Source organism: Citrobacter sp. RHBSTW-00029 (genome assembly GCF_014104295.1).
Taxonomy (GTDB): domain Bacteria; phylum Pseudomonadota; class Gammaproteobacteria; order Enterobacterales; family Enterobacteriaceae; genus Citrobacter; species Citrobacter youngae.
This window is the reverse complement of the sequence record NZ_JABXRT010000001.1, coordinates 268660-289895: the sequence shown is the minus strand read 5'-3', so window position 1 is coordinate 289895 and position 21236 is coordinate 268660. Positions and strand designations below refer to the sequence as shown.

Sequence of the window (21236 nt, the reverse complement as noted above, 5' to 3'; positions counted from 1 at the left end):
AACGCATTAAGCGTGGTCTGAACAGGGCAAGACTCTGTGCTGAACGCGTCAGCCTCTTCTCTTTGTAAGAATCAGTCCGTGACAGAAAGCGCATCATAGTGGAAGCCATCAAATTGCGCAATTTTTATACAATCATCACGACTGATTAAATCGAAAAATCGGTAACAGGTAACGCTGAGACTGTAAAACAATGGTCTCCAGCGTATCAGCATCCAGTTGACGCCACAGACGTTGATACCAGATGTCATCACCTTCACCGCGTACCATCATGTTGCCTTCATAGGCCTGCAGAAACTTACTGCGCGCTTTTTGCAACGTATCATCGTCATCTAACATGGCATCATTTACGGCGTCATAACAGGTTTTTATCCACGCCCCACCACTTTCCGGTAATACCAGTAGCGGCGATGACATGCCTTCCCGATATCCCTCAATAAGTTGCGACAGATACTGTAACGCCTGTTCGGCCTCCAGTGGAGGGAAACGCCACTCGCCGTCTTTGCGTAAGAACAACCGGCTTTCTCCCGTACCGCCACTCGCACAATAGACAAGATGTTCCAGCCAAAGTTGCACACCCTGCGCAATGCTGATCAAAGATGGGCGCCAGCGCAACAAACCGTCCTCTTGTACCTGCGGCAACCAACCGGTGATTTGCACGCCGTTACAGGTAAGATCGATTTCCATGCTCTGACAAGGCTGACGACAGGCGATAATGCGTTCAGCCAGCGTCTGCATCTCCTGACGCTGCGTATCCCACAGAATTTCACCAAATGGCCCATAGGGAAGCGCACCCGCCGCACGAAAACGGCGAAACAGTCGTTCAGCGTCGTTCTCTTCAACCAGGGTATTAAGCAACTGCTGATTAAGCTGATAGCGGCTGAGCCCTTCGAGGATAAAGGGTTCTGTTTCCGGGATTTCGCTCTCTTCAGAGCGGAAATTTACCCTCAGGCGCATCTGGAAAAACGCCCGCACCGGATGAGCCCAAAAGCGTTGCAGCGTTTCCAGCGTCAGGGTTTCAGGCATTGTAAAGGGGAGCGGCTGGACAAAATCCGTGTGCGCTTTGCCTGACAGACTTGCCGCTGGCAACCACTCTCGAGCATAACTTTGCTGCTCACCTGGCAGATAGTTTTGTGCATCAAAGGGCATACGGGTATGTAAACGGGTAATGTGCGCTTTTACTTTCGCTTCACTTTGATCGCTAGTGAGTAATTCATCGCCCGGCAAATAGTGGCTTTGCCCAATGTAATCCATAAGTTCCTGCACCAGCACCGACGGGAAGCGCTCACTGTTATCCTGGATTGAGCGGCCGATATAGCTGATATAGAGCGTTTGTTGCGCCGAAATCAGGGCTTCGAGGAACAGATAGCGGTCATCATCACGGCGGCTTCGGTCACCACGCCTCGGTTTTTGGCTCATCAGATCAAATCCCAGCGGCGCAAGCTGGCGCGGATAAACGCCATCGTTCATGCCCAACAGGCACACCACTTTGAAAGGGATAGAGCGCATCGGCATCAGCGTACAGATATTGACAGGCCCTGCCAGGAAACGCTGGCTGATGCGCTCCTGGTCAAGACGCTGCGCCAGTTCGTCACGTAACAGAGACAGCGGTATGGCCTCGCCATACTCGGCCCCCAAACCTTCAGTGATAATGGCCTGCCACTGCTGTTCAATCAGCGTCATCGCCGCTTCGGTGTCCGCGTCCGGCAGGAAGAAATCATTAAGCATGTCCCGGCAAACGGGTAACCACTCTTCCAGCGGGCGTTCCTGTGCTAACCCTCTGCGCCAGATGTTTAGCTGCATCAGCAACGAGGCCAAATGCCCGACTAACTCGGCAATCAAACCACTGGACTCATCATAGGGCAATACCGACTGCCACTCCCCCTGTGCGCTTTCCATCGCATAGCCCAGCAGCATACGTGTTAAACCAAATTGCCAGGTATGCTGGCCAGTTGGAGGAAGCGCGAGTTCGCGCACGTTGTCGTCGTCAATGCCCCAGCGAATTCCAGATTCATTGACCCACAAACGAAGATAGCGCAACCCTTCTTCATTGATGTTGAAACGCGCAGCCAGCACAGGCACATCCAGTAATGCCAGCACATCCTCCGAAACAAAGCGGCTGTCCGGTAGCGAAAGCAGGCTAATAAACGCCTGTAAGACGGGATGAGACTGACGTGCCCGGCGATCGGAAATAGCATACGGCAGGTAACGATCGGCCGGTGCACTGCCAAAGACAGCCTGAATAAATGGACTGTAGCTGCCAATATCCGCCACCATCACGATGATGTCGCGCGGCGTCAGCGTTGGGTCCGCTTCCAGCATTGCCAGCAACCGGTCGTGGAGTATTTCCACTTCGCGTTGTGGGCTATGACAGACATGAAACGTCACACTAGTATCATTCGGCTCAAGCAACCGTTTATTGTCGCTACGCGAATACTCCTCCAGGCTGACTCCTGCCACCGCATGGTTTTCGAGTTCCAGAATATCCGCTTGAATATTATGCAAAAGATTGTCAGGAGTAATGTCGACAAACGCATCCAGCTCCTGGCTGTTTTCCAATTCCGAAAGCAGATATATGTAGTCACGCCCTAGTTTTCCCCATGAGGCCAACATCGGATTCCCCACATCCTGCTCACCATCGCTGTTAAACAGTCCTTCAGCATTCTGACTATCGCGAAACAGCGGTAAATGTCGTTCTTCAAAGCTATGCCTACGCTGACGCGCCAACAGTTTAGCCAGATAAGCGGGGTCTTTAATATCCCCCCAGTAGTAACGACAGGGATTGGTAAAAAGCAGATGAATATCAATGTGCTTACCCAGCGCTTGTAATGCCTGCAGATACACGGGCGGTAGCGCGGAGATACCACAAATAAAGACGCGCGAGGGCAAGCCTTGTGGGCAGTCAGACGTATTCTCCAGGGTCTGAATAAACCGCTGATATAAATTGGCACGATGCCAGCCTGGCTGTCCCAGTTCAGCCGTGTATTCCACCAGTGCTTTCCACAATGGCGCTTGCCAGGCCTGAGCATCTCCTAGCCCTTCCACCTGCAGCCCCACCTCCCACTGCGTCAGCCATTCAGGACGGTAGACTAAATACTGGTCGAACAGATCCGCAGCGCGTGATGAAAGCTGAAACAGCTTACGTTTGTCTGTGTCGTCGGTGAGATAGTGGCGTAGCAGTGCGAAATCGTCGTTATCCAGCAATTGAGGTAGCAGCGTCATCAGCTTCCAGCTCATGCTCTGTTTGCTAAATGCGCTCTCTTTTGGGATATCCGGCAATACACGCACAAACATATCCCAGATAAAACTCGCTGGCAGCGGGAAATCAATGTTAGCGGCAATACCAAACTTCTGTGCCAGAGTCATTTGCAACCACTGCGCCATACCGGTGCTTTGAACCAGGATCATCTCGGGTTCAAAGGGGTCGTCCAGCCGCTCGCGCTCAACGATATATTCCATCAACGCTTCCAGCACATCCAGACGATTGGAGTGGTAGACCCTTAACATAGCAACTCCTGACTACTGACGATTTGGGCAGTGCAGTCGTGTCATCTGACCCTGCCTGCCCAGAGGGGAAGTAATTTTAACATTGATGCTGACACATCCCGCTATCGTTGTCTGCATTCGGTTAATTTGCCAGTTTAAAGGTGGTGAATACATATGCAACTGCGTTTGCTGCCAGGCGTGATGCCACAATTGTTGATACTGGCTTCTGACTAAAAAGCTTTTCATCAGCGCCCGCTGATATCCGGAAAGCGCGGTCACGATCATAATCATCAGCACCATTGCCAGCATCACTTCCGGCAGGCTAAAACCACGCTGTCTGTTCAGGGTATCAGACATAACGCCAGCACCTTTAACGGGCAGAAATCGCTCCAGCCATGCGCTGAGAATTCGATAGTACCCTCGATAATCATCCCCTGACGCCATAGCGATATACCTTCATATTGCGCAATAAGCAGCACAAGATCGTCGTCGAGCACACGCAGGCAGACTGTCGCACCCTGTGTGGAATAGCGTCGACACTGCGTTGCCATCTGCAAACTCCAGGGCTGCATACGTGCCCATTCCATGGCGGATTGCACCACTGCCTGATGTTGTAGCGACTGGCTTTCCGTTGCCACCCGCGACGCAAAACTCGCCTCCTGTCGGCTTACGCCTTGCAGCAACAGACTGCCAAGTACCAGGAGTAAAAGCACCATTGCAAGCGATGAAACACCTCGCTCACGGTTCACAGGTTGAATCCTGTGACGTCATAGAATACCTCAATGACCTTTTGAGGTTCGGCGTTGCTTCTCCCGCGCAGGTGCAACGAAAGCACTGGCGCAAATCCGCTGATATTCAGGCGCTCCACCTGAAATACCTCAATCTGAATAGAATCCGGATCGGTCATTTTATCCCAACCTTTTCCCACGCAGGTTGTTGCGCCACGCAAGGTTTCCAGCACCTTATCTTGAACACGAAATCCAACGGCATCGGCCTCCTTTGCCGGAATATCGTCCCAGACACCGTTGCTGTTGGCATCCCAGCGTGCAATGACACAGTCTCCCGCGGCTGATATCATCAGCCCTTCTCCGATACAGTTTCCCCGACAATAGCCAGCCCGCTGGAGATGCTTCGCCACGGTATAGATCCGCTGCCAGAGCTCATCTTCAAGCACTAGCTGACGAGTGTTCTGCAAAATTTCTCGCTGCAGCGCAGGTAAAAATCGCGCAGCGCTGAGGAGTAAAATGCTGCTTATCACCATAGCGATAAGCACCTCAAGCAGTGAAAAGCCACGTTCACTTACCGACATTGATCCGCCTCACCGCGTTCGCAAAGCCTGATTCGTCCCCAACCAGACACCACCACACGCCATTCACCTGAAGAATTCCTCAGGTAGATATGCCCGGCCCATGCGGTATTACGTAGGCCAAAAAAAGCCAGTGACGGTGTTATCTCTGCCATCTCGACATCAGCCCAGAGTGGCGTAAAAATCAACGGTGAAACCGGCTGACACGAAGTTTGTGACGTCGCTGAGCTTACCAGACACCATGTTCCTCCTTCGCGGAGCACGTTGATGACGTGATCACGATTACGCCAGTTAGCATCTTCGCGCAATTGCAGCAGGTAATCCCGCACCTGGCTGGCTGTTTGCCATAACCGCTGCTGTTGTTGCCAGCGCTGCCAACCGTACAACCCCGATGCGCCAAGCGCCGCGACAATCAGCATTGCAATCAGGGTTTCGAGAAGCGTGTAGCCTTGTTGTTTTTTCATGTCGCCAGTATGGCGTGAGAGAAATTAATAACGAGGAGGAAATTCAGCTTCTTCGGCAAGCTACGGAGAATATTTATCGCATTACATCACGTTGCAAAATTTCAGGAATCAACGCCGCAGAATAGAATGTAAGGCAAAAAAAAACCGACGCATAAGGCGCCGGTTGTGACAGGATTAGCCTCGATCAGATAGCGACCGGCGCTTTAATGCCTGGGTGCGGATCGTAACCCTCAATTTCGAAGTCGTCGAAACGATAGTCGAAAATTGAATCAGGTTTACGCTTGATAACCAGCTTCGGCAGCGCACGTGGCTCACGGCTAAGCTGCAGATGTGTTTGATCCATATGGTTGCTGTACAGGTGCGTGTCACCGCCTGTCCAGACAAAATCACCGACTTCAAGATCGCACTGCTGCGCCATCATGTGAACCAGCAAGGCGTAGCTGGCGATGTTGAACGGCAGACCGAGGAACACATCGCATGAACGCTGATACAGTTGGCAAGAGAGTTTGCCATCCGCCACGTAGAACTGGAAGAACGCATGACACGGTGCCAACGCCATCTTATCCAGTTCGCCTACGTTCCACGCGGAAACGATAATACGACGGGAATCCGGGTCGTTTTTCAACTGGTTCAGCACCGTCGTGATCTGGTCGATATGGCGGCCATCCGGTGTTGGCCATGCACGCCACTGTTTACCGTACACCGGACCTAAATTACCGTTCTCATCAGCCCATTCATCCCAGATTGAGACGTTGTTTTCATGCAGGTAGGCAACGTTGGTGTCGCCCTGCAAAAACCACAACAGCTCATGGATGATCGAGCGTAAATGGCAGCGTTTAGTCGTAACCAGCGGGAACCCTTCCTGCAGATTAAAACGCATCTGATGACCAAAAATGGAAAGCGTTCCGGTTCCGGTGCGGTCGTTTTTCTGTGTGCCTTCATCCAGCACTTTTTGCATCAGTTCTAAATACTGTTTCATGGTTCCTCAGGAAACGTGTTGCTGCGGGCTGCGACGGTACGCCCAAACCATCATAATAATACCTGCGACAATCATCGGGATAGACAGGATCTGCCCCATGCTGATGTACTGGACCCATGTGCCGGTAAACTGCGCATCCGGCTGGCGGAAGAATTCGACGATAATACGAAACGCGCCATAGCCAATCAGGAACAGACCGGAAACCGAGCCCATCGGACGAGGTTTGCGAATAAACAGGTTAAGAATGATAAACAGCACAACCCCTTCCAGCGCCATCTCATAAAGCTGTGAGGCATGGCGAGGCAAAGAGCCGTATGTGTCAAAAATAGACTGCCACTGCGGATTGGTTTGCAGCAATAAAATATCTTCAGTGCGGGAGCCAGGGAACAGCATGGCGTACTTAAAGTTAGGGTCAACGCGTCCCCACAGTTCACCGTTGATAAAGTTACCCAGGCGGCCTGCGCCCAAACCAAACGGAATCAGTGGAGCAATAAAATCAGAGACCTGGAAGAATGTACGCTTGGTGCGTTTGGCGAAGATAATCATCACCAGAATCACCCCGATAAGCCCGCCATGGAAGGACATGCCCCCATCCCAGACGCGGAACAGATACAGCGGGTTATCAAGGAACAGCGGGAAGTTATAGAACAGCACGTAGCCAATACGCCCGCCGAGGAAGACCCCGAGGAAGCCTGCATAAAGTAAGTTTTCTACTTCGTTTTTGGTCCAGCCACTGCCCGGGCGATTAGCCCGGCGCGTCGCCAGCCACATCGCGAAAATAAACCCCACCAGATACATCATGCCGTACCAGTGAAGCGCGACGGGTCCAATTGAGAAAATGACCGGATCGAAATCCGGAAAATGCAGATAGCTACTGGTCATCTGTCACCACAAGTTCTTGTTATTTCGCTGAAGTCAGACAGCAATTGATAAGCGCGCCTGCATAATGCAGGCGCTCCAAAGGTGCGAATGATAGCACAAGGGGATCGCAGCGGATGCCGGGAAGATGTAAAAGATCTGTATAGGTAATCTTTACCCCCCGTATTGCCTGATGGCGCTACGCTTATCAGGCCTATAATCCTCCGCGAATCAATCCTCCCATGCCACGGCGCTCCATAAAGGCCGCCACCTGATGGCGTACTTCCGTCGCCAGTTGCGCTTCCAGGCTGCGCTGCGCCAGCGTTTGCGCTTCGTCAAAATCGATATGGCGCAGCAGGTATTTCACACGTGCTACAGAACGCCCGTTCATTGACAAATGGCGAAAACCCAGGCCTATCAGAATGGCTACACACATCGGGTCGCCCGCCATTTCACCGCATAAGCGCAAATCGATACCGCTTCTTTCGGCTTCCTGCGCAATCATCGCCAGCGCGCGTAACATCCCCGGATGCAGACTGTCATAAATGCTGGCTACCCGTGTGTTGTTACGATCGACGGCCAGTATGTACTGGGTAAGATCGTTGGTTCCGACCGAGATAAAGTCAATCCGGTTTGTCAGATGCGGCAGCATGAACACCATCGACGGAACTTCCAGCATGATGCCAATGCGCGGTTTCGGGATCTCGTAGCCGATCATCTCTTCCACTTCGCGTCCGGCACGTTCAATCAAACGTCGCGCTTCGTCCACTTCATCAATGCTGGTTACCATCGGTAGCAAAATGCTGAGGTTGCCGGTTGCCGCGTTGGCACGCAGCATGGCGCGAACCTGGATCAAAAAGATCTCTGGCTGATCGAGCGTTATGCGGATCCCTCGCCAGCCAAGGCACGGGTTCTCTTCACTGATGGGCATGTAGGGCAGTTGTTTATCGGCACCGACATCCAGCGTACGTAGGGTCACCGGCTTGTCGTTAAACATTTGCAGCATGCCCTGATACTGCGCAACCTGTTCTTCTTCCGAAGGAAAACCGCTTTGCAGCATGAACGGGATTTCGGTGCGATACAGGCCAATACCGTCGATCCTGCTACCCAGCTTTTCTTCATGTTCCGGGCTGAGACCCGCATTGAGCATCACCTTCACGCGCTCGCCGCTTTTCAACTGTGCTGGCTGGTTGACGTCGTCTTCCGCCAGGCGGCTCAGCTCAATTTCTTCACTGATAAGACGCTGGTATTCCTGAATCAATACCGGTTCCGGATCAACCAGCAGTTCACCGCGATAACCGTCCACCACCAACGTGCGGCGGTGCAACACAGACGGCTGGATATCGGCCCCCATAACGGTAGGGATACCCAGCGCACGAACCATAATCGCCGCGTGAGAGTTGGCGGCACCATCCCTGACGACAACCCCTACCAACCGGTCCTGGGGAAGTTCCGCCAGCGTAGTGGCAGACAGCTCATCCGCCACCAGCACGAAACGTTCCGGCCAGGCATTCGGCCCCTGAACAGAGTCGTCAAGATGGAACAGCAGACGCTGCCCCAACGCGCGCAAATCCCCGGCGCGTTCTTTGAGATAGTTATCGCTTAGCGCGGCAAACTGTTCGGCAAACTTCTCGATGATCGTTTTAACCGCCCACTCGGCCACCGAGCCGTTATCCACTTCCGCGAACAACTCGCGGCGCAGACGGGTATCGGAGAGCAGGTGCGAATAGAGATCAAAAATTGCCGCCGTCTCTTTCTGTGCCCCGGCAGCAAAACGCTTACTGTAGCGGCGAAATTCATTTGCGGCTTCTTCCAGTGCGCCAGTCAGACGTTCACGCTCAAGCACTGGATCCAACGTTGAAGCCTGATACACCTGTTCCATCAGCGGTAACGTGGCATCCTGCCAGCCTTCAGCGATCGCCACGCCGGGGGCGGCAGGCAATGCGCGGATACGCGTTTGCCGGTATTGCCCAAATAGCGCGGTTAACTGCGACTGAGACAGAATAGCGGCCATTTGTGTGGCAAGCGTGACCAGAAAAGATTCTTCGCTTTCGTCGTACTGGCGCAACTCACGTTGCTGTACCACCAGGACGCCTAATAACTGGCGTCGCTGGATGATCGGTACGCCTAAGAACGCACGAAAGCGTTCTTCTTTCACCGAAGGAATATATTTAAAGCTGGGGTGTTTTTGCGCATCGGCAAGGTTGATAGGTTCCGCCAGCCTGCCAACCAGGCCAACGATCCCTTCATCAAACGCCAGTGCAACAGTGCGACCGCGTGGTTTTTTAAGTCCTCGGGTCGCCATCAGGTAATAACAGCGTCGGTCGTGATCGGCCAGGTAGACCGAGCAGACCTCTGTATCCATCGCAAGACAGATGTCAGTAACCAGAATATTCAACGCCTCATTGAGACGTGGGGCACTGGCCACCTTTTCGACTATTTCGCGCAGGCGGGTGAGCATAATTTGCGTAGCTTAACCTCTTTTACGTCTGTACGCAGGTGCGCTTTGCGGCTTAGGAGTGCTCTCCTGAAGCGCCATCACAACACTTGCGAATTCTTTCATCACCCTGCGATAGACATCGCGTTTAAATGACACCACCTGTCGAACCGGATACCAGTAACTCACCCAGCGCCAGCCGTCGAACTCAGGTGTACTGCTGGTTTGCATATTGATTTCAGCATCGCTACTGACCAACTGCAAAAGAAACCATTTTTGTTTCTGGCCGATACAAACCGGCTTTGTGTCCCAACGCACCAAACGTTTCGGTAACTTGTAACGCAACCAGTTACGAGTAGAAGCAAGGATCCGCACATCTTTACGACTCAGACCTACTTCTTCAAAGAGTTCCCGGTACATCGCCTGCTCTGCTGTCTCTCCTGCATTTATCCCGCCTTGCGGGAATTGCCAGGAGTGCTGACCAAATCGCCGGGCCCACATGACCTGCCCCTGGCGGTTACAAATTACTATCCCTACATTCGGGCGGTAGCCATCGTCATCAATCACCGGACTACCTCAACATAAACCTTATATACAAACGATTGTTTCACACTCCAGAGGGGCGGTAAACCACTCTGTTAAGGGCGCGATATTCTAATAACAATTGAATAACTCACAGCAAAGAGCCGAGTTATAAACAGAAGATATGCTACATAGGCGATTTTATTCACCTTTTCTGTGGATATAGTTGTGAAGAAGTACGGAATTACTATGGGAAAACCCGGAGCAGTCTGAATAAGACATCCGTCACACTCAAAAAATAGTCTTATATATTCATTAAGTTAAAAGCAACAACTGTAGCTAAACATGCAGAAATGTGATGCACGTCACGCATACGATCTTCGAGCTGATGAAAGATCGACCAGCGTTGGTTTTATCCACAGATTATGCCAATAAGTTAGGCACAATTTGTGTGAAAATTCGATTTTCGTCGCACGTCAAGGCTGTAAATTGAAACAGTAGTGGGGGTTTTTCACAGTTATCCCATCTTTCTGTGGATAACATGGTGTAAGATCCTGTTCATTGTCAGTGACCAGAATTGGAAAACCCGGTTTTCTGTTGCGCAACCCTTTACATCAAAATATAAAAACCACTATAAATCATGCAATTGGATAAAGCATGTGGAAAAAGATAAACTCTGTCCACACGGTATAAAATCATTGCTCATTTTTTAACCCAAGGGTAACCCTGATGCCAGAACTCCATCCATTGATTTCTCCGCCTGAATCCGAAGCCCAGTTGCTGCACCAGGCACGGCAACTTTCGGGCTACACGCTGGGAGAACTGTCGGCGATGGCAGGACTCGTCGCGCCAAAGGATCTGAAGCGGGACAAAGGCTGGATTGGCGTGCTGCTGGAAATTTGGCTTGGGGCCAGTGCGGGCAGTAAACCGGAGCAGGATTTTGCCGCGCTGGGTGTGGAGTTAAAAACGATCCCTGTAGATAGCCTTGGCAGACCGCTGGAAACGACCTTTGTCTGCGTGGCACCGTTAACCGGTAATACCGGCGTGACCTGGGAAACCAGCCATGTTCGACACAAGCTTAAACGCGTGTTGTGGATACCCGTAGAAGGTGAACGCAGCATCCCTGTGGCTGAACGGCGCGTTGGCTCTCCGTTGCTGTGGAGTCCGAATGAAGAGGAAGATCGACAACTGCGTCTGGACTGGGAAGAGTTGATGGACATGATAGTGCTAGGCCACGTCGAACGCATCACCGCTCGCCATGGGGAAGTGCTGCAACTGCGTCCTAAAGCCGCTAACGCCCGGGCGCTGACCGAGGCCATTGGCGCCCATGGCGAACCGATCCTGACTCTGCCCCGCGGGTTTTACCTGAAAAAGAACTTCACTCGCGCATTGCTGGAACGGCATTTTCTATTCCAGGCTCAATAACACACCCTGACCTTTCGCCCGTCGCGTTACGCGCCTATAATTACCGCTTCTTTTTTTTGGCAGGACTTTGTTTGATGTTATTTGCATGGATAACCGATCCTAACGCCTGGCTGGCGCTCGGTACGCTGACGCTGCTGGAGATCGTTCTCGGGATCGACAATATTATTTTCCTTTCTCTGGTTGTAGCAAAACTCCCAACAGCACAACGCAATCATGCCCGACGAATCGGGCTGGCGGCAGCGATGGTGATGCGTCTGGCGCTGCTGGCATCCATCGCCTGGGTAACGCGGCTCACTAACCCGTTATTCGAACTGTTTGGCGAGGCGATTTCAGCGCGCGATCTGATCCTTCTGCTCGGCGGATTGTTCCTGATCTGGAAAGCGAGTAAAGAGATCCACGAATCCATTGAGGGCGAAGAGGAAGGGCTGAAAACCCGCGTCTCTTCTTTCCTGGGCGCGATTGTGCAGATCATGCTGTTGGATATTATCTTCAGTCTGGACTCAGTAATCACCGCAGTAGGCTTGTCCGATCATCTGTTTATTATGATGGCAGCCGTCGTGATTGCCGTGGGCGTAATGATGTTTGCAGCCCGCCCAATCGGTGAGTTTGTTGATCGTCACCCTTCGGTAAAAATGCTGGCACTCTCTTTCCTGATACTGGTTGGCTTCACGCTAATCCTGGAAAGCTTCGATGTCCATGTTCCGAAAGGATACATTTACTTCGCTATGTTCTTCTCTATCGCTGTAGAGACCCTGAACCTGTGGCGCAATAAAAAAAATCCACTCTGACTGACACTATCGCTCCCCCCATGGGGAGCGAATACTCCCCGCGCACCTTCCTTCTCTCACAGATTAAGATTTTACTGCTTTCGCCCTGCACAACTTCGCGTTATTACTAAACTAGTGTCAGACGCAGGCCATGTGAGGATAAGCAGATGAAAAAATGGGCAGTTTTAATTTCCGCCGTCGGGCTGGCTTTTGCCGTTTCCGGATGCAGCAGTGATTATGTGATGGCAACAAAAGATGGTCGAATGATCCTGACCGATGGTAAACCAGAAATTGACGATGATACCGGTCTGGTGAGTTACCACGATCAGCAAGGCAATGCGATGCAAATTAACCGCGACGAAGTCTCTCAAATCATTGAGCGTTGATGGTTAAGGTCAGCAACGCGCTGGCCTTAACAATTTTGCTTCCCTTTTTCCCTTCCCTCAGCCATTTTTATAATCCTTATGTCGTGATTATAAAAAGGAAACGGCTATGCAATATCACCGTATACCCCACAGCTCGCTGGAAGTCAGTACACTGGGGCTGGGCACAATGACGTTTGGTGAACAAAACAGCGAAGCCGACGCACATGCACAGCTCGACTATGCCGTTGCACAAGGCATAAATTTAATCGACGTTGCCGAGATGTATCCGGTACCGCCTCGTCCAGAAACCCAGGGACTCACCGAAACTTACGTGGGCAACTGGCTCGCCAAACACGGCAGCCGCGAAAAGCTAATCGTGGCGTCGAAGGTCAGTGGACCATCACGTAACAACGACAGCGGCATTCGACCGAATCAGGCGCTGGATCGTAAAAACATCCGTGAGGCACTGCACGACAGTCTGAAAAGACTGCAGACCGATTATCTCGATCTCTATCAGGTCCACTGGCCGCAGCGTCCGACCAACTGCTTTGGTAAGCTGGGATATAGCTGGACGGACTCCGCGCCGGTCGTTTCCCTACTGGATACGCTGGACGCGCTGGCAGAGTTTCAGCGTGCAGGTAAGATTCGTTACATCGGTGTTTCCAACGAAACCGCGTTTGGCGTAATGCGTTATCTGCACCTGGCAGACAAACATGACCTGCCACGTATCGCCACTATCCAGAACCCGTACAGCCTGCTAAACCGCAGCTTTGAAGTTGGACTGGCCGAAGTGAGCCAGTATGAAGGCGTTGAGCTACTGGCCTACTCGTGCCTTGGTTTTGGCACCTTAACCGGTAAATACCTGAACGGTGCGAAACCTGCCGGCGCACGCAATACGCTGTTTAGCCGTTTTACGCGCTACAGCAGCGAACAAACGCAAAAAGCGGTAGCTGCCTATGTGGATATCGCCAAACGCCATAACCTCGATCCTGCGCAAATGGCGCTGGCATTCGTGCGTCGTCAGCCGTTTGTCGCCAGCACACTGCTGGGCGCCACGACGATGGAGCAGCTAAAAACCAACGTTGAAAGCCTGTATCTGGAATTGAGCGAGGAAGTGCTGGCAGAGATTGAAGCGGTGCATCAGGTGTATACCTATCCTGCACCTTAACAGTTAGCGCCTGATGGCGCTGCGCTTATCAGGCCTACAGACAGCGTTCCCTGTAGGCCTGGTTGCAACAGCATATAACAGACTAATGGCGGCGCTGCCAAATCCACAGCGCCGTAATCGCCAGGGCAAACAACGCACCAAATCCAACGCCAATGGCTACCGCAGGAATACCCACCAACACCGCCAGTGAGTAGATACCGAGCATCAGCAACATCGCGCTGTTTTCACCCAGGTTTTGCACCGCAATAGCGTTGCCCGCACCCACGCTTTTTTTGCCCCGCTCCTGCAGTAACGCATTCAGCGGCACCACAAAGAACCCACCACACACGCCGATAAGCAGCAGCAACGCGTAGGCCGGAAGCAGCGAATGTTGAAGAGAGAAAATCAGCACCACGACGCCGATCAGTATCCCTGCAGGCATACAGCGCGACACGGTTTCCAGCGTCACCAGTTTCGCAGCCGCCCCCGCGCCGACAACAATCCCGATAGCCACCATAGCGTTGAGATAGGTCGGTGTGGCGTTATCGGTAATGCCGAGCGCAACCGGCACCCACAGCACCAGAAGAAAACGCAGCGTGACGCCCGCGCCCCAAAACAGGCTGGTTCCTACCAACGAGAAACGTGTTTCACCGTTGCGCCACAGCGAGGAGGCGGCACAGAAAAAACTACGCGTCATTTTGCCCAGATGCCAGGACTGACCAGGGCGAGCCGCGGCCAGTTTCGGGATATACAGGTTAGCCACCACTGCGCCAGCATAGGCCAGCGCACAGGCGGAAAGCGCAGCAATCACATGCCAGTCGGCCAGCACACCGCCGGCAACAGAACCCAGCAAGATAGCGGCAATGGTTGACGCCTCCATCAGGCCATTCGCTTTCACCAGTTTGTCGCCGGTCGTCAACTCACCCAGGATGCCATACTTGGCCGGAGAATACGCCGCAGCGCCAATACCCACCAGCGTATACCCGAGAAATGGGTTAACGCCGAAACAGATACTCGCCGCGCCCAGCAGCTTGAGACCGTTGGCGAACATCATCACTCTGCCTTTGGCAAAGCTATCCGCCACCTGTCCAACAAACGGCGCAAACAAAATGTAAGCGCCCACAAACACCATTTGCAGGATTGGCTGGCTCCAGTCCGGGTAGAACTGCGCCTTGAGCAAAGCCAGGGTAGCAAACAACAACGCGTTATCGCCAAACGCTGACAAAAACTGCGCGGCGATAACGGACATCATCCCTTTTGACCAGATTGACGTGCTAGTGTGTACTGACTCACGCATGTTGTTTTTCCGGTTCATCGACCCAGTTTTTCAGTGTCACAAAATCTGGCTTACCGCTGCCGAGCAGAGGGAGTTGTTTCAGGTGGCGGATATCACGCGGTACGGCAAGCTCTGGAATGCCGTGGATGCGCGCATACTGGAGTAATCTGTCACGGGTCAGCTCGCTGTCGGTAGTAAACAGCACCAGCGCTTCCCCTTTATTGGCATCGCTCTTGATAGCCGTGGCATGCATTTTGTCAGCAGATACTGCCAGCGCCAGCTGTTCAACCATCTCCAGTGACACCATCTCACCGGCAATTTTGGCAAAGCGCTTGGCACGCCCTTGAATCTGTACAAAGCCATTTTCATCAAAGCGTACAACATCACCGGTGTCGTACCAGCCGTGTTCTATCTGACCCTGCGCATTTTCTGCGGTTGGGACTTCCAGTACACCTGGCTTTTCGACGCGCAGATAGCCGCTCATAATATTAGGGCCTTTCAGCTGTAAACGCCCACCATCTTCAATACCAGGAACCGCCAACAGTCGGGCATCCATACCAGGCAGAATGCGCCCTACCGTTCCCGATTTCGCCGCCATCGGTACGTTAATCGACACCACCGGCGCACACTCCGTCACGCCATAGCCTTCAAGAACGCGCAGGCCAAATTTCTCCTGCCACAACTGTTTCGTGCTGTCTTGCAGCTTTTCGGCTCCGGCAACAACATAGCGCAGACGGTGGAAATCGTACGGATGAGCAAACCGCGCATAATTGCCGAGGAACGTTGAGGTACCAAACAGTACGGTGCAGTTACGGTCATATACCAGCTCAGGAACGATGCGGTAATGCAGCGGACTAGGGTACAAAAACACTTCAGCACCGGTCAGCAACGGCGTGAATAACCCTACCGTCAGGCCAAAAGAGTGAAATAGCGGCAATGCTGACATAAAGCGATCGTCGGCAGTGAAATCGGCAATCGTCTTAATCTGCTCGACGTTCGCCAGAATGCTCTTATGGCTGTGTACGACACCTTTCGGGTGGCCTTCTGATCCTGAGGTAAAGAGGATCACCGCAGCTTCTTCCGGCTGCTGCTTCACCTGTGCCAGATGCGGCGCCAACAGATGAGAAAAAATCCACAGCTTATCGCCAAAGGTCACATCGGCCTTCAGATCTTCCAGATACACCCAGCGCACCTGGGTGAGCTGTTCCGGTAGGTGCCAGAGTTTGCCTTTATCGAGAAATTGTCGGGAAGTGAAGATCGTTTTGATTTCAGAGGCTGTAATGGCGCTGGTTAATCCCTTCACGCCCGCCGTATAGTTCATCATCGCCGGGATGCGTCGACGCGCAATGGCGCCAAAAATGACCGCCGCGCTGATCCCCGCATTTGGCAGCATCAGGCCGATTTTTTCACCTTCCGCGCTATATTTCTCCAGAATACGAGCCACAAAGAGTGTCTTCGTCAGCAGTTTGCGGTAGCTGTCCGGCGTAAAGTTAACATCTTCAATGCAGTTTTTGCCTGCGCCAAACCGGTATTTTGCCGCCAGCAGAGACTCGTATAACGTTTCACGCGGGCGGACGGCCATACGCGCTTCCATCATAATCTGGTGCAGCATTTCACCGGCGATTTTGCGGCGATCGCGAGCACGCGGCGCTTCCGGCATCGGCATTTGGGTCGGCGGCAGGATATGCAATTGAATACGCGGAAAAAATCGCTGTTTAACCAGACCTTTCAGGCGGCTAAAATGGGTCAGTTCCGCGCCTTCAATACGCACAGGCACCACCGTCGCCTTTGATTTTGCGGCAACGAACCCGGCACCGTCGTAGATTTTCATCAGTGAACCGGTGGTCGAAATACGTCCTTCCGGGAAAATAACCACCGGGCGCCCCTGCTCGACCAGGCGTACCAGATGTTTAATCGACATCGGTTTGGTTGGGTCTAGCGGTACGAAATCAATCAGTGGAGTGAGCCAGCGCATATACCATTGCTGGCTGATCGAGGTGTAAACGGCAAAAACGGGGCGAATCGGTAAAAAGAGCGCCAGCAGGATACCATCGATAAATGAGACATGGTTGGGCGTGATTAAGACGCGTTCTCCCCGTAGCGCGCTGACATCGCCCGTGACGCGAACACGAAACAGCACGCGAAACAGATTACGAAAAAAGCCAAATAGCATCTCAACTCCCTGTGCCATTAATTATATAAACATCAATGGTGGGAGAGTATACAAGTTGGGGAGTGGACGCGACAGGAAAGGGGTAAATTGAATCCGAAAAAAAACCTGCGCATCCGCGCAGGTTGGTGCAAGAGACAGGTACGAAGTGCGTACCGAATAATCTCACCAATCAATACCTCTGGGATCTTGATTGTGGTCGTCAGCAGCCAGATACGCCAGTGCGAAAACGCAAAGGAATGAACCCAAATGCAACGAGTTGTGTAAATTATCGGTTACTGTTACAGATAAGCTGAAGGTAAAAAAAAACCTGCGCATCTGCGCAGGCTGGTGTAATTCTAGTGATCAACCCGAAAGTTGATTTCACCTATCAATACCTCTGGGATCTCAACTCTAGCAATCTGCTCAGTTCCCTCACCAGCGAACAATCGCAACAGCACATCGCAAAGTGTAAGCAAAAATTAGCATTTTCTATTTTCTGTCTTACTTCGCTCGTGTGCGCTCACATTTGCGACGTTCTGACGGGCAATCTGCTTGAACAGCCAGCCATTTTCCGTAACACTGACGGAATGTAAGCGTTTACCCACAACAGGTACTATCATGGCGACCATAAAGGATGTAGCCCGACTAGCAGGTGTATCAGTCGCCACCGTTTCTCGAGTGATTAATGATTCCCCTAAAGCCAGCGAAGCATCGCGCCTGGCTGTAACGAGTGCAATGGAATCACTCAGCTACCACCCCAACGCCAATGCGCGTGCGCTGGCACAACAATCCACAGAGACCATCGGTCTGGTAGTTGGTGATGTGTCCGATCCATTCTTTGGGGCAATGGTTAAAGCTGTCGAGCAGGTGGCCTATAACACCGGTAATTTTTTGCTGATTGGCAACGGCTACCATAACGAACAGAAGGAACGACAGGCGATTGAACAGCTCATTCGCCACCGCTGCGCAGCCCTTGTTGTCCACGCAAAAATCATCCCGGATGCTGAGCTGGCATCACTAATGAAGCAAATCCCCGGCATGGTATTAATTAACCGAATTCTGCCAGGATTCGAACAACGCTGCGTTGCCCTTGATGACCGTTTCGGCGCATGGCTCGCGACCCGACACCTCATTCAACAGGGCCATACACGCATTGGCTATCTGTGCTCCAATCACACAATTTCAGATGCGGAAGATCGTCTGCAAGGCTATTACGACGCGCTGACAGAGAGCAATATACCGGTCAGCGATCGCCTGGTAACGTTTGGTGAACCGGATGAAAGCGGCGGTGAACAGGCTATGACCGAGTTACTTGGCCGTGGCAAAAACTTCACTGCGGTAGCCTGCTACAACGACTCAATGGCGGCTGGTGCCATGGGCGTATTAAATGATAACGGCATTGATGTACCGGGAGAAATCTCGCTGATTGGTTTTGATGATGTGCTGGTTTCCCGCTACGTGCGCCCGCGTCTGACCACGGTGCGCTATCCGATCGTGACGATGGCAACCCAGGCCGCCGAACTGGCGCTGGCGCTGGCCGAAAAACGCCCGGTCCCGGAAATCACTCACGTCTTTAACCCAACGCTGGTACGTCGGCATTCCGTTTCGGCGCTGACTGAGCCGGGAAATTCTTTGTCAAACGATTAATCAGGATTGCGTCATGACAACGATGTTAGACGTTTCACGACATGCTGGCGTATCGAAAGCGACCGTTTCACGCGTACTTAATGGTACGGGGCAGGTTAAAGAAAGCACGCGCCAGAAAGTCTTCAACGCCATGCAGGCATTAGATTATCGGCCTAATTTTTTAGCGCGCTCACTGGCAAACCGCACCAGCAACAGCATTGGTTTAGTGGTATCTACATTTGATGGATTCTACTTTGGTCGCCTGCTGCAACAGGCATCGCGCCAGACGGAGTCTCACGGTAAACAGCTGATTGTCACCGACGGCCATGACACACCAGAGCGTGAGCAGGAAGCCGTTCAAATGCTGGCCGACCGACAGTGCGACGCCATTATTCTCTACACCCGCTACATGAGCGAAAAGGCGATTATGTCGCTGATGAGCCGCATTGATATGCCATTGCTGGTCATTAACCGCGACGTCAGCCAGGCCCGCGACCGCGCGATTTTCTTTGAACAGGAAGACGCGGCGTTTCAGGCCGTCGATTACCTCATCTCGCAAGGACATCGTGATATTGCCTGCATCACCGTACCCGGCCATACGCCAACCGGTAAATCTCGGTTAATGGGGTATCGTAAGGCGCTGGAAAAAAACGGTATTCCCTGGGAACCTGCCAAGGTCAAATACGGTGATTCAACGATGACCAGAGGCTATGAAGCCTGTCGTGAACTGTTGGATGAAGGAGTGATATTCAGCGCGCTGTTCGCCTGTAACGATGACATGGCGTTAGGTGCATCGAAAGCATTACATCAGGCAGGACTAAAGATCCCCGAGGATGTTTCGTTGTTTGGTTTTGATGATGCGCCCAGCGCGAAATGGCTGGAGCCGGGGCTGTCTACCGTTTATCTGCCGATTGATACCATGATAACCACGGCAATCGACCAGGCTATCCGGCTGGCCAACGGCGAGAGCGTTGAGCCAATCCCACCGTTTACCGGCAAACTGGTACTACGTGACTCAGTAACGCTCGGGCCGTACTTTAAGTAATTAAATGCCGGATAGCGGCACAAGCACCTTATCCGGCCAACAGACCCCACAGTTAATTTCGTAGGCCGGATAAGCGTAGCGCCATCCGGCATTTCACAACGCTGTAATCAGATTAATTCCAGCGCTAACAGCTCATCAATGGTCTGGCGACGGCGAATCAGCCGCGCCACGCCGTTATCGAACAAAACCTCCGGCAGCAGAGGACGGCTATTGTAGTTTGACGACATTGACGCGCCGTACGCCCCGGTATCATGCAAGACCAAATAATCACCCGGCACCACCGCAGGCAACAGACGGGTTTCCACATTTCCGCCCTCCTGCTGGGTAAACACGTCGCCAGATTCGCACAGCGGCCCGGCCACCACGGTTTCCCGCTGCGGGATGTGTTCCAGAGAGCGACCATTTCCAGCCAGCGCGGAGATATGGTGATAGCTGCCGTACATCGCCGGGCGCATCAGATCGTTGAAGCCCGCATCGATCAGCACAAAGTGACGGCTGCCCATCTCTTTTACGCTGCGTACCTGTGCTACCAGCACGCCGGCTTCCGCGACCAGAAAACGACCCGGCTCTATCTCAAGCGCGACCGGGTGCCCAAGGTGTTTAGCAATCTGCTCACGCGCAGCGTTCCACAATCCAAAGTAGTGATCGGTATCGATCGCCTCTTCACCTTCGCGATACGGGATTGATAAACCGCCGCCCGCAGAGATCGCCTCCAGATCCTGATCAAATTCAACCACCTGGCGCACCATCGCACCGCACACCTGCTCAAGATGCGCGTAGTCCACACCGGAGCCAATATGCATATGAATCCCTACCAGCTTCAGCTTGTAGCGCTGAATCACCTCCAGCGCCGCGGGAAGATCGCTATACCAGATCCCGTGCTTGCTGTTTTCGCCGCCGGTATTGGTTTTCTGACTGTGTCCATGCCCAAAGCCAGGGTTTACGCGTAGCCACACGCGATGGCCCGGCGAGACCTGACCCAGTTGTTCCAGCATATCCACCGACCCGGCATTTACCGGAATGCGCAATTCACGCACCCGCGCAAGCGTCGCTTCATCAATCATATCGGCGGTAAAGACGATTTCATCTTTCCCCGGTACAAAACCTGCCGCTAGCGCACGTTCAATTTCGCCAAGCGAGACGGAATCAACCTTCACGCCCTGCTCGCGCATCAGGCGCAAAATATGAATATTCGAACATGCCTTCTGGGCAAAACGCACCACGTCAAACTGACTCAGTTTGGCTATCTGCGCGCGGATAATCTGCGCATCGTAAACCCATACCGGACAACCGAATTCGGCGGGCAGACGCAGCAGGTTATCTGCGGTCAGGTCAGTATCAGTGCTGTTGAGTGGACGTGGCATGGCGTGCTCCGGTATTGGCT

Annotated in this window: 18 protein-coding genes; 6 read left to right on the top strand and 12 right to left on the bottom strand. The window is 52.7% G+C overall.

Annotation, left to right across the window (positions count from 1 at the left end; genetic code table 11):
* Positions 1–135 precede the first annotated feature (135 nt).
* The 9 genes from recC to rppH all read right to left on the bottom strand — a co-directional run bounded on the left by recC (position 136) and on the right by rppH (position 10094).
* Entirely contained in the window at positions 136–3504 is a 3369-nt protein-coding gene (recC, locus tag HV041_RS01465; protein WP_121585004.1) for an exodeoxyribonuclease V subunit gamma, read from the bottom strand.
* A gap of 12 nt (positions 3505–3516) precedes the next feature.
* On the bottom strand, positions 3517–3840 hold the full coding sequence (locus HV041_RS01460) for a prepilin-type N-terminal cleavage/methylation domain-containing protein (protein ID WP_048213105.1): 324 nt from the start codon (positions 3838–3840) through the stop codon (positions 3517–3519).
* Positions 3825–4232: a DUF2509 family protein gene (locus HV041_RS01455; protein WP_048213106.1), complete on the bottom strand. Its 408-nt coding sequence runs from the start codon at positions 4230–4232 to the stop codon at positions 3825–3827. Before HV041_RS01455 ends, HV041_RS01460 begins: the two co-directional genes overlap by 16 nt.
* Entirely contained in the window at positions 4229–4792 is a 564-nt protein-coding gene (locus tag HV041_RS01450; protein ID WP_121585005.1) for a prepilin peptidase-dependent protein, read from the bottom strand. Before HV041_RS01450 ends, HV041_RS01455 begins: the two co-directional genes overlap by 4 nt.
* Positions 4783–5253, bottom strand: coding sequence for a prepilin peptidase-dependent protein (locus tag HV041_RS01445; RefSeq protein WP_121585006.1), 471 nt, complete (start codon positions 5251–5253; stop codon positions 4783–4785). The genes HV041_RS01450 and HV041_RS01445 overlap by 10 nt, the downstream gene beginning before the upstream one ends.
* Positions 5254–5437: 184 nt before the next feature.
* On the bottom strand, positions 5438–6232 hold the full coding sequence (gene thyA, locus HV041_RS01440) for a thymidylate synthase (protein WP_005123418.1): 795 nt from the start codon (positions 6230–6232) through the stop codon (positions 5438–5440).
* A gap of 6 nt (positions 6233–6238) precedes the next feature.
* Positions 6239–7114: a prolipoprotein diacylglyceryl transferase gene (lgt, locus tag HV041_RS01435; protein ID WP_048213109.1), complete on the bottom strand. Its 876-nt coding sequence runs from the start codon at positions 7112–7114 to the stop codon at positions 6239–6241.
* Positions 7115–7304: 190 nt separating this feature from the next.
* A complete protein-coding gene (gene ptsP / locus HV041_RS01430) occupies positions 7305–9551 on the bottom strand; it encodes a phosphoenolpyruvate--protein phosphotransferase (protein ID WP_121585007.1) in 2247 nt (748 codons plus the stop codon).
* Between the two features lie 12 nt (positions 9552–9563).
* Positions 9564–10094 (bottom strand): RNA pyrophosphohydrolase, encoded by a 531-nt coding sequence (rppH, locus tag HV041_RS01425; RefSeq protein ID WP_003825602.1) that lies wholly within the window; start codon positions 10092–10094, stop codon positions 9564–9566.
* Between the two features lie 684 nt (positions 10095–10778).
* On the opposite strand from rppH, the gene mutH reads away from it, so the two are divergent.
* From mutH to HV041_RS01405, 4 genes are all read left to right on the top strand, one after another.
* Positions 10779–11474, top strand: coding sequence for a DNA mismatch repair endonuclease MutH (mutH, locus tag HV041_RS01420; protein ID WP_048213111.1), 696 nt, complete (start codon positions 10779–10781; stop codon positions 11472–11474).
* 74 nt (positions 11475–11548) lie between these two features.
* Positions 11549–12262: a TerC family protein gene (locus tag HV041_RS01415; RefSeq protein WP_040232169.1), complete on the top strand. Its 714-nt coding sequence runs from the start codon at positions 11549–11551 to the stop codon at positions 12260–12262.
* 146 nt (positions 12263–12408) lie between these two features.
* Positions 12409–12627: a lipoprotein YgdR gene (gene ygdR / locus HV041_RS01410; RefSeq protein ID WP_005123410.1), complete on the top strand. Its 219-nt coding sequence runs from the start codon at positions 12409–12411 to the stop codon at positions 12625–12627.
* A gap of 106 nt (positions 12628–12733) precedes the next feature.
* Complete coding sequence (locus tag HV041_RS01405; protein ID WP_048213112.1) at positions 12734–13774, top strand: NADP(H)-dependent aldo-keto reductase; 1041 nt, start codon at positions 12734–12736, stop codon at positions 13772–13774.
* Positions 13775–13856: 82 nt separating this feature from the next.
* Here the strand turns inward: HV041_RS01405 and lplT are convergent, their stop codons facing one another.
* Together lplT and aas are read right to left on the bottom strand one after the other, a co-directional pair.
* On the bottom strand, positions 13857–15050 hold the full coding sequence (gene lplT, locus HV041_RS01400) for a lysophospholipid transporter LplT (protein WP_101741603.1): 1194 nt from the start codon (positions 15048–15050) through the stop codon (positions 13857–13859).
* Positions 15043–17202 (bottom strand): bifunctional acyl-ACP--phospholipid O-acyltransferase/long-chain-fatty-acid--ACP ligase, encoded by a 2160-nt coding sequence (aas, locus tag HV041_RS01395; protein ID WP_121585008.1) that lies wholly within the window; start codon positions 17200–17202, stop codon positions 15043–15045. Before aas ends, lplT begins: the two co-directional genes overlap by 8 nt.
* Before the next feature lie 597 nt (positions 17203–17799).
* Between aas and galR the strand changes: the two genes are divergently transcribed.
* Together galR and HV041_RS01385 are read left to right on the top strand one after the other, a co-directional pair.
* Positions 17800–18828, top strand: coding sequence for an HTH-type transcriptional regulator GalR (gene galR, locus HV041_RS01390; protein WP_121585009.1), 1029 nt, complete (start codon positions 17800–17802; stop codon positions 18826–18828).
* Positions 18829–18841: 13 nt separating this feature from the next.
* Positions 18842–19852, top strand: coding sequence for a LacI family DNA-binding transcriptional regulator (locus HV041_RS01385; RefSeq protein WP_121585010.1), 1011 nt, complete (start codon positions 18842–18844; stop codon positions 19850–19852).
* A gap of 107 nt (positions 19853–19959) precedes the next feature.
* Here the strand turns inward: HV041_RS01385 and lysA are convergent, their stop codons facing one another.
* Positions 19960–21216 (bottom strand): diaminopimelate decarboxylase, encoded by a 1257-nt coding sequence (gene lysA / locus HV041_RS01380; RefSeq protein WP_121585011.1) that lies wholly within the window; start codon positions 21214–21216, stop codon positions 19960–19962.
* Between the last annotated feature and the right edge of the window lie 20 nt (positions 21217–21236).